A 9,754-nucleotide genomic window follows, 5' to 3' on the forward strand; every position below is an offset into this window, starting at 1 on the left:
CATGTCTGACACGCCCGCGAAGTCCCCGCAGCCGGTGGAGACCTCGTCTGCCGCGATCCGTCCCGGGGAGGTCCCCTTCGCCACCGACGCCTCGGCGGACGGGGCACCGCATGTGACCGCCGCCCAGGACTACGACGCCGTCCTGCTCGCCGGATTCGGCGGCCCAGAAGGCCAGGAGGACGTCATCCCGTTCCTGCGCAACGTGACCCGCGGACGGGGCATCCCCGATGAGCGGCTGGAGGAGGTGGCCACGCACTACCGGCATTTCGGCGGGGTGAGCCCCATCAACGAGCACAACCGCCAGCTGCGCCAGGCCATCGAGGAGGAGATGCGTGCCCGCGGCCTGCAGCTGCCCGTCTACTGGGGAAACCGCAACTGGGCGCCGTACCTGGAGGACACGGTGACCCAGGCCGCCGAGGCCGGCCACACCCGTCTGTTGGCGGTGGCCACCAGTGCCTACAGCTCCTACTCCTCCTGCCGCCAGTACCGGGAGGACTTCGCCCGTGCCGTGCTGGAGACGGGCTTGGCCGGCGTCGTGCGCATCGACAAGGTGCGGCAGTTCTTCGACGTGCCCGGCTTCGTCCAGCCCTTCGCCGAGGGCGTGGCCGAGGCCGTCCGTGGCTTCGCCGCCGAAGGTCTCACCGGCGGGCAGGTCCGGGTGCTGTTCGCCACCCACTCCATCCCCACTGCCGACGCGGAGCGCTCCGGACCCCGCGAGCTGGGGCTGGGCGACGGCGGGGCCTACGCCGCCCAGCACCGTGCCGTGGGCCGGCAGATCATGGAGCAGCTGCGCGAGGAGGGAGCCGCGGAGGAGACCACCGCCTGGGAGCTGGTGTACCAGTCGCGCTCCGGCCCACCCTCGCAGCCGTGGCTGGAGCCGGATGTCTGCGACCGGATCGCCGAGCTTCCGGGGGAGGGCGTGCAGGCCGTCATCGTGGTCCCGCTGGGCTTCCTCAGCGACCACATGGAGGTCCTATGGGACCTGGACGAAGAAGCCATGGAGGCCGCCGAGCAGGCCGGTCTTCGTGCTGTGCGCACTCCCACCCCGGGGGTGCATGGAGCCTTCGTGGCCAGCCTGGTGGACCTGCTCGAGGAACGCATCCACGCTGTCCCGGCCGCGGACCGACCGCATGTCACCGACCTCGGGCCCTGGTACGACGTCTGCCGCCCTGAATGCTGCGAGAACGTCCGCCGGGGGTTCAGCCCCGCCGCGGCCGGGGTGGCGCCGTAGTCATGCGGCTCTGGTCATTGCATCCCCGCCTGCTGGACCGGCAGGGTCTCATCGCCTGCTGGCGCGAGGCCCTGCTGGCCCAGGCCGTGCTGCTCGGGCGGACCCGCGGCTACACCCGCCATCCTCAGCTGGAACGCTTCCGCTCTCAGGAGGACCCGCAGGCGGCCATCGCCGCCTACCTCACCGGTCTCCACCAGGAGGCCGGGGTGCGCGGATACCGGTTCGATGTCGACCGCATCGACCTCCCAGCGGCGGGCTCCGCCGAGCGCGTGACGACGCCGATCCCCGTGACCTCCGGGCAGCTCGCCTTCGAAGCCGACCACCTCCGGGCCAAACTGGCTCGCCGCTCCCCGGAGCTGCTGGCCGAGTGGGCGGCGACGTGCCCAGACGGAGACGGGTCACCGTGGCCGGTGCATCCACTGTTCACCGAGGTGCCGGGCGGCGTGGAGGATTGGGAGCGCCCCTGACGGCGTGGTCGGCCCCACTCGACGGGGAGCGGACGGAGGGGCGTCAGAAGCGCCAGTATTGTGGTGTCATGCGGATCGATCACGGGCCGGAGCACGGCACACTCACCTTGCGCAGCAGCACCAAGGGATTCGGCGCCTGGCTGGGCCTGGCCATCGGAGTGTTCGGGGCGAGCATCGGCACCGCCGTCATCGGAATGGCGCTGGCCGGTGGGGCGTTGGCGGAGATCGGCCACCTGGCGTGGTTGTTCCTGCTCCACCCGATGATCTTCCTGACCGTGGGATTCGGCATCTTCGGTGCGAGCAAGAAGGTCTCGGCCACGCTGCGCCCGTATGGGGAGTCTGAGGCACATTTCCGCCGCTGGTACGGGATCCAGCGGCGCGACGACACGTTCACCGCCCACCAGGTGCGAGTGGTCCGGCTCCACACCGAGGTCCGCATCAGTCGCAGCAGGAACGGCAGTCGGCGCGACCTGGTCACCTTCATGAGCCTGGGCCTGCAGGATGGCGGGGAGATCCTGATCGGCGTCAATCGGCGCGGCAGCTTCTTCCAGCGTGAGCAGGCGCTCGTGGAGGAGGCCGGGCGGGTCGCCGAGTTCCTGGGTGTGCCGGTGGAGCGCAGCGGCCACGGCGCACCCCAGGGCTGGGGGCCCGACGTCGGATGGAACTCCGGCCAGTCGGGGCATCCCGGCCAGCGCGCTCGGTACGGCTACCACAGTGGGTCAGACCAGCCGGACCAGTCCGGCTGGTCCCAGGCGCAGCGGCAGGGCTGGTACAGGTCAGGCCAGGGACAGGACCAGCAGCAGACGCAGCAGCACGGTCAGCAGCACGGTCAGCAGCACGGTTGGCAGGGCCACCAGGACCCGCCGCAGACGCCCGAGGGGTATCACGACCCCTACGATCTCGGGCGCTGAACCGGCCTCGCCCAGAGGTTCAGCCGTTCAGCTGCGCCGTCGCAGATGCCGCAGCTGATCAGCTCCGGAGACCAGCAACACAGCGGCCCCGAGCCAGACGGCGGCCGCCGGGCCCACCGGCCCGGCCAGAGCTCCGGCGGCGGCCGGCATGGCGACCTGGCCCAGCCGGTTGCCGATCAGTCGCAGGGCGAGGGCCGGGGCGCTCCAACCTTCGGGGACGGCGGCGGTGACCATCGTCATCGTCAGCGGCTGACCGAGCCCCAGGAAGAATCCGCCCACCGCCATCAGGGCGCCGGCCATGGCGACGGTCCCGGTGGTGAAGGGCATGGCGGCGAAGCTGATGGCGGAGAGCAGCAGGGACAGCACCAGCAGCACCTCCCGAGAGATCCGGCGCACCAGTCCGCCCAGCAGGATCCGCGAGGCCAGGGAGCCCAGCCCGCGCAGGGCCAGGAGCAGCCCCACCTCGGACGGGCTCAGCCCGGCCTGCTGGCCCAGCAGGGGAAGGAACGCCACCAGCACGTCGGTCAGCGCGAGCAGTCCGGCGGAAGCGGCGATATGCGAGCCCACCCTCGGGGTGCGCAGGATCGCCCGCGTGGAGGCCTTCGGCTCGCCGTCGCGGGCTGAGGCGGCCACGCCCGTCGCCGGGGCGCCGTGTGCGTGGCGGCGCATCCGCCACAGCGCGAGGAACAGCAGCAGGGCTCCTGGCAGGGCCGCCGCACCTCCGGCGAGGATCGACAGGTCGATGCCGGTCCCCACGTCCTCGGGCGCACTGATGATCCATCCGGCCACGGGCGGCCCCAGCATCTGACCGGCGGAGACGGCGGCGGTGAACCAGCCGAAGGCCGCATCGCGCTTCGCCGGATCGGCCGCGCGGGTCACCCCGCTCTGCCCGCCGATGGCGAAGACCAGCTGCCCCAGGCCCAGCGCGGCGCTTTCGAGGACCACACCCCACACCGCCGAGGAGAAGGCGATCGCCGCCGCTCCGGCGGCCATCACGCACAGGCCCCCGCCGATCAGGCCGGCCACGGTGCCCATGCGTTGGATGAGGCGCCCGACAGGCATCGCGATCACCAGGGGGACGATGGCGTAGGAGGCCGCTACGAGTCCGACGACGGCGGCGTCACCGCCGAGGGCGTCCACCTTGTACGTGGTGGCCGGGCGGATCATGTTGACCGAGAACTGGCCCAGCATCGAGGTCAGGACCAGCAGCAGAAGCCACAGACGGGAGGAGGGACGCACGGGACCCATCATCGCCCATCGGCGGCGTCGTCGATGCGCCCGCGGACGTCATCTCACCATCTGGCCACCACCTGTCGCCCGCTCCGTTCCCGCCGGTCGGGCCGTCCGACTCAGCCGACCCCCAGCACCCCCTGAGCGATGAGCACCGAGGCCAGGAAGGTCGCGGTGAACACCGCCAGCCCCACAGGCACGATCTTCCAGCCCACGGAGCGTAGGATCCGTGCGTCGCGCCCCAGGCCCAGCCCGGCCAGCACCAGCACCGAGGTGGTCATCGGGAGGAAGGCCACCGGCTCCACCAGCGCCAGCACCGTGTCCGCCACGGGGGACCACGGCGTGGAGGCAGCCATGGCGAGGGTCATCGCCGTCACGATCGCGGAGATGCGCAGGAAGCGGCGGGCCAGCAGGCCCAGCACCACGAAGACCACGATCAGGCCCATCCCCGGCAGCGCCGAGAGGGTGACCGCGCCGTCGTGGGCCCAGAGGGCGGCGATCGTCAGCACGGTGGACAGGGCCAGCAGGGCGGCAGGGTGGACCCGCTGCACCGGCGCCTCCACCTTCTGCGCAGACACTTCGACGCCGCTGAGGAACTCCTCGGCCTGCTCGCCCTCGTCAGCACGACGGCGGCGGGTCAGGAGCCGGTAGAACCGGTCGGCCAGGGGAAGGGCCACATAGACGCCGATGTAGAGGCCGAGCGCGGAGCTGAGCAGGTTGCTCATCGCTGCGAGCGCGAGGATCTCGCCCTCCATGCCGGGGAACTGGGCGACCACGGCGTTGGAGGCGGCGGCCATCATGGACCCTGATCCCACGCCGGAGCCCATGGCCAGGGCGAGCGGATTGAACCACCCGGTGCCGGCCAGCATGGAGGCCAGCAGGCCGATCCAGAGGGCACCGAAGACGGTGCCGAAGATGTAGATGGCCAGCACGCCGCGGATCTCGCGGGACTCGGTCCCGTAGCGCTCGCCCACCATGGCGAAGGAGCCTTCACGGCCGATGGAGAACGTGGCACCCACCGAGGCGCGGCGCATGCCCAGGAGGACTGCCAGGGGCATGGCGATCAGGATCGTGGCCAGGTTGCCGATCTCCTGCAGGACCAGCGCGGGCCCCACCTGGACGAGCAGATCGAGGTTCTCTCCGACCATGAAGGCCAGGCGGGTGGTCAGCAGCAGCACGCCGATCTGCATGGCCACCGAGGCGATCCTCTGAGCGCCCTCCGGAAAGGGCCGCACCTTCTGCAGGCTGACCGTGGCACCCAGCAGCAGCCCCCAGATCAGTGGCAGCAGGGTGAGCGTGCCGATGCCCACGCCGACCTCCTGGGCGCCGATCAGCTCCGCCAGCACGGTCAGCAGCGCACCGACCAGCAGCAGGGGGATCCACAGGCGCGCACGGGAGCGCATCGAGGGCTTCTCAGAGGGCTTCTCGGAGGACTTCTTCGGGTGCTTCTCCGGGGGCGTCACGGAGCGGGGAGCGCGGGACCTCATGCCGGCACCCCCTCGGTGAACGGGGCCCGGGCCCTTTGCTCGGCGATCAGCTCGGCCCGCAGGTCCGCGTCGGAGGCCGCCTCGATGATGGTCTGGGCCATGGCGATGGCGCCGTCGACGGCCGCGGCGTCGCCTCCGGGGGAGACGGCGTCGTCGGCGAAGCCACGAGTGTGGGGCGGTGCGCCGCTGCCGTCGACATCGATCATCGGGTGGATGGCGGGCACATGCTGGGAGACGTTGCCCATATCCGTGGAGCCACCGGTCAGTCCGCCGGTGTCCGCGAGGCGGCGCCCCAGTGCCCGCACCGCGTCACGGTAGGGTCCAGCCAGCCGGGGGTCCTGGCGCAGCGGGGCATAGAGGGGCTCGGTCTCCTCCACCTGCATCTGGCAGCCGGTGGCCAGAGCGCCGGCCGAGAAGCAGTCCTCCACACGTCGACGCAGGCTGTGCAGCGCCTCGAGGTCGAAGTCGCGGACCTCGACGTCCACCACGGTGCGCTCCGGAATGATGTTGGTGGCCTGGCCGCCGTCGCGGACGAACAGGCCGATCCGGGAGGAGGCGGGGACCTGCTGGCGCAGCAGCCCCACCGCCACCTGGGCGACGACGGCAGCGTCGGCGGCGTTGACGCCGTCGGTGGGGGCCGCCGCCGCGTGGGCGGCACGCCCGGTGAAGGTGACGGCGAAGCGCGCGACCCCCTGGGAGGCGGTCTCCACCGGATCGGCGTCGACGGTGCCGGGATGGACCATCAGGGCCACGGTGTGGTGGTCGAAGCAGCCCCGCTCCAGCATGAGGACCTTGCCGCCGCCGTGCTCCTCCGCGGGGGTGCCGACGACCTCCACGGTGAGACCGAGCTCGTCCGCGACGGCGGCCAGTCCGATGGCGGCGCCGACGGCGGCGGTGGCGATGACGTTGTGCCCGCAGGCGTGGCCGATCTCGGGCAACGCGTCATACTCGGCGCAGATCCCGACGACGAAGTCGCCGGTGCCGTACCGGGCGGTGAAGGCGGTGGGCAGGTCCGCCACCGGTGCGGTGATGGCGAATCCGGCGTCGGCGAGCTCGTCGCGCAGCCGGGCGGCGCTGCGGTGCTCTTCGAAGGAGGTCTCGGCCAGGCCGTGGATGTCATGGCTGAGACGGGTCAGGCGCTCGCGGATCTGCAGCACGGACTGGGTGGCGCGGTGGTGGGGTGAGGGCATCGGAGGACCTCTCGATAGTGGTGATCCTGGTCACAGCCACGGTAGGATCGAGCGGCATCAGGAGGTTTCAGGTGCAGGATTCCGTCAGTGATGTCCCGGATGTGCAGGATCCGATCAGGCTGCAGGAGAATGATCTTCGTCTGATTCAGGCGCTGCAGATCAGTCCGCGGGCCGGATGGAGCGAGCTCGGCCGTGCCCTCGGCGCGGCCCCGACCACAGTGGCCCGGCGCTGGGAGCGGCTGGAGTCCTCCGGTGCCGCCTGGGTCTCCTGCCAGCCGCTGCATGGGCGGGACTCCGCCATCGCCGTGCTGGAGGTCGTCTGCCGCGCCGGCGACATCCTGCAGGCGGCCCGCACCTTGGCCGAGGATGCGGCGGCCATGACGATCGACGTCACCGCCGGCGGCCGGGACCTGCTCATCACCGTCACCTGCCCGGACCAGCTGGCGCTCGGCCGCTACCTGCTCGAACGGGTGGCGCAGATCCCCGAGGTCGAATCCGTGCGCAGCCATGTGGTCACCCGGGTGTACCTGGATGCCAGCCGGTGGAGGCTGCGCAGCCTCACGTCGCGGGAGGAGAGCCGGATCTCCAGCGCCCTGCCTCCCCCCGGTTCGACCTCCGCTCCGACCATGGACGCTCTGGAGCGCAAGCTCGTGGAGAAGCTCTCCGTGGACGGCCGACGCTCCGTCCAGCGCCTGGCCGAGGACCTCGACGTCTCCGAGAGCACCGTGCGACGCCGCCTGCGCAGCCTGACCGACGCCGGGGCGCTGCGCCTGCGCTGCGAGGTCGCCCGGGGGCTCACCGAGTGGCATGTCCTCGAGTGGTTCTTCCTACGGGTGCCGCCCGCCCACATCGACGAGGCCGGTCAGGTGCTCTCCGGGATCCCGGAGCTGCGCGCCGTGCTGTCCACCACCGGGCCCGCCAACGTCATCGTCGCCGCCTGGCTGCGCACCGTGGCCGACGGTCAGCGCCTCGAGAGGCGCCTGACCCAGCTGCTGCCCTGGATGGAGGTCATCGACCGCAGCGTGGTGCTGCGCCCGGTCAAGCTGGTGGGCCGGCTGCTGGACGCCCGAGGCCTCGCCGTCGGGACCGTGCCGCTGCGGGGCGACGGCGGCCGACACGGGTGGTGAGCGCCGTGCGGCCCCGCCCCGACGCCGTGTCCGGCCGCCGCGACGGTCCTGTCACCCGGAGATGATCAGCCCGATCCCGGCGCAGACGACGGTGGCTCCCAGGGTTCGCCTGACGGGGTCCGGCTCCTTGAACAGCCACCAGGCCAGCAGCGCTCCGATCACGATGGAGGACTCCCGCACCGGGGCGACCAGCGCGACCGGCGTCGTCGTCATCGCATAGAGCACCAGGATGTAGGCCAGCGGGGAGAGTACGGCCACGACGATCACCGGACGGCGGTCTGTGCGCCAGGTGGGACGGATCAGGCTGCGCCGGCGCAGCACCCAGGGGAGCATCACGGCGGACTGCAGCACGCTGCTCAATGCGAAGTACAGGATGGGCTCCAGCCCCAGGGCGGTCACGGCGAAGCTGTCCCACAGGGTGTAGGCGGCGATGGCGGCACCGGTGGCACTGCCGTAGAGCAGGCCGGTCCGCAGGCGGTCGCCGCGGCGGAGCAGACGCCGGCCGGTGACGATCAGGATCCCGCCCACGACCACCGCGCCTCCGGTCAGGGCGGCGATGCCCGGGCGTTCGCCCAGCAGACCGACGGCGACCACCATGGTCAGCACCGGTCCCACTCCACGGGCCACCGGATAGACCACACCCAGATCGGCTCGGCGGTACCCGGTCTGCAGCAGTGTGGCGTAGCCGATGTGGATCACCGCGCTGACCAGGGCGGCGGCGACCAGCTCCCAGCCGTAGGCGGCACCGGTGCGCAGCATCTGGACCAGGCCCACCGGCAGGCAGAGCAGCCCGCCGAGCGTGAAGTAGCACCACACGAACACCGCGGTGTCCCCGCGGGCGGTCTTGGCCGCGAGGTTCCACACCGCGTGGAACACCGCCGCGGTGAGGATGAGCGCCAGGGCCCCGGTGCTCACTCTGGGGCCTCGAGCCCTGGGCCGTGGGGGTCCGTGCGCCTGGAATCGGTCGTCACAGTCGAGAGGCTACCTGAGGGTCCGGATCGATTCGGACGCAGCGCTCAGGCGCCGCCCGGGGGAGGGGACGGCGCGCTGCACACCGGACCACGCTCGTGACTTTCGGCACCTGCACGCGTCGAGGCCTCCGCCTAGCGTGAGCCTCATGAAAGAAGCAACGCAGGTCTCGACGATGCCGCCCCCTCGACTGTCTCTTCCCGCGAGGCTGAGCGTGACCGTGCTCGGCTGTCTGGCCATCTGGGTCTCCGTCACCCACCTGACGGCCCTGTGGTGGGGAGACGAGATGACGCTGGGCCGGCATGTGGCCAATGCGGTGGGCGTGCTGCTCCTGGCAGTGCCGATGGTCGTGGTCCTGCGTCGACTGATCGATAGGCGGCCGCTGGCCACCCTGGGCCTTCCGGGGTGGAGCACGGCTCTGACGGACCTGGTGCGCGGGATGCTCACTTGGGTGTTGCCGGCCGGGATCGGACTTGCCGCGGTGGTCCTGTTCGGCTGGGTGGAGATCCGTGTCGACGCGGCGCCGGGGGAGCTGCTGGGTGCTGTGCTGCTGCTGATCCTGCTGGTGTTCGTCTTCGAGGCGTTCCCTGAGGAGCTCATCTTCCGCGGGTACATCTACAGGAATCTGGCGGATGTGATGGCGCCCTGGGTGGCCGTCGTCGTGCAGGCTCTGCTGTTCTCCGCCTTCGGCACCGTCCTGTGGGTGATCACCGCCGGGTGGGGCGTGCTCCTCGAGCGGTCCGTCATGTTCTTCGCGATGGCCGTCGTGGTGGGGCTGCTGCGGGTGATGTCCGGTTCGATCTGGGGCCCGATCGGATTCCACCTGGCATTCCAGGTGACGATGCAGCTGGTCCTCTCCTCGCACTATGCGGCCATCGAGGTCGACGATGAGGCGATCTTCACGCTCGCCACGGCGGTCCTGGCGTTCTGTGCGGCGACGACGGTGGCGGCATTGCTCTGGCGCGGCCCCGTGAACTGGAGCACACCGGAGTGGGCGACATGAGCCCCGACGCTTCCTGAGCAGCCACACAGAGCGAAGGCGTCCACGGGGCTGGAAGGAGGGCCCTAGGGCGTGTTGCTAAAGGGTGGAGCGTCGGTCGTCGGCGAGTCTGTCCTTGTGGCACGCAGAGAGATATCTGACG

The 9,754-nt window shown here is 71.2% G+C and carries 9 protein-coding genes; 5 read left to right on the forward strand and 4 right to left on the reverse strand.

Translation table 11 applies throughout. From position 1 onward, the window contains the following. Position 1: 1 nt before the first annotated feature. From SD455_RS10815 to SD455_RS10825, 3 genes are all read left to right on the forward strand, one after another. Positions 2-1,231, forward strand: coding sequence for a ferrochelatase (locus SD455_RS10815; RefSeq protein WP_344682103.1), 1,230 nt, complete (start codon positions 2-4; stop codon positions 1,229-1,231). Between the two features lie 2 nt (positions 1,232-1,233). After that, positions 1,234-1,698, forward strand: coding sequence for a pyrimidine dimer DNA glycosylase/endonuclease V (locus SD455_RS10820; RefSeq protein WP_070161013.1), 465 nt, complete (start codon positions 1,234-1,236; stop codon positions 1,696-1,698). 68 nt (positions 1,699-1,766) lie between these two features. Then, positions 1,767-2,609: a hypothetical protein gene (locus SD455_RS10825; protein WP_070161015.1), complete on the forward strand. Its 843-nt coding sequence runs from the start codon at positions 1,767-1,769 to the stop codon at positions 2,607-2,609. 27 nt (positions 2,610-2,636) lie between these two features. Here SD455_RS10825 and SD455_RS10830 read toward each other — a convergent pair whose 3' ends face one another. The 3 genes from SD455_RS10830 to SD455_RS10840 form a co-directional block, all read right to left on the reverse strand. Beyond that, positions 2,637-3,848, reverse strand: a complete 1,212-nt coding sequence (locus tag SD455_RS10830) for an MFS transporter (RefSeq protein ID WP_445508099.1) — start codon at positions 3,846-3,848, stop codon at positions 2,637-2,639. A 110-nt stretch (positions 3,849-3,958) separates the two neighbouring features. Next, positions 3,959-5,326: a DUF3100 domain-containing protein gene (locus SD455_RS10835; RefSeq protein ID WP_085437449.1), complete on the reverse strand. Its 1,368-nt coding sequence runs from the start codon at positions 5,324-5,326 to the stop codon at positions 3,959-3,961. Continuing rightward, the gene (locus SD455_RS10840) at positions 5,323-6,516 is read right to left on the reverse strand and encodes an amidohydrolase (RefSeq protein ID WP_445508100.1); all 1,194 of its coding nucleotides are present in this window, start codon (positions 6,514-6,516) and stop codon (positions 5,323-5,325) included. Before SD455_RS10840 ends, SD455_RS10835 begins: the two co-directional genes overlap by 4 nt. 71 nt (positions 6,517-6,587) lie before the next feature. On the opposite strand from SD455_RS10840, the gene SD455_RS10845 reads away from it, so the two are divergent. After that, positions 6,588-7,643 carry an Lrp/AsnC family transcriptional regulator gene (locus SD455_RS10845; RefSeq protein WP_445508101.1) on the forward strand — a complete coding sequence of 352 codons (1,056 nt, stop codon included), beginning with the start codon at positions 6,588-6,590 and terminating at the stop codon, positions 7,641-7,643. Between the two features lie 51 nt (positions 7,644-7,694). On the opposite strand, the gene SD455_RS10850 is transcribed toward SD455_RS10845, so the two are convergent. Then, positions 7,695-8,558, reverse strand: a complete 864-nt coding sequence (locus SD455_RS10850; RefSeq protein WP_445508102.1) for an EamA family transporter — start codon at positions 8,556-8,558, stop codon at positions 7,695-7,697. Positions 8,559-8,760: 202 nt separating this feature from the next. On the opposite strand from SD455_RS10850, the gene SD455_RS10855 reads away from it, so the two are divergent. Further along, the gene (locus SD455_RS10855; RefSeq protein WP_445508103.1) at positions 8,761-9,615 is read left to right on the forward strand and encodes a lysostaphin resistance A-like protein; all 855 of its coding nucleotides are present in this window, start codon (positions 8,761-8,763) and stop codon (positions 9,613-9,615) included. Positions 9,616-9,754 lie beyond the last annotated feature (139 nt).

The organism is Nesterenkonia sp. K-15-9-6, assembly GCF_052656005.1.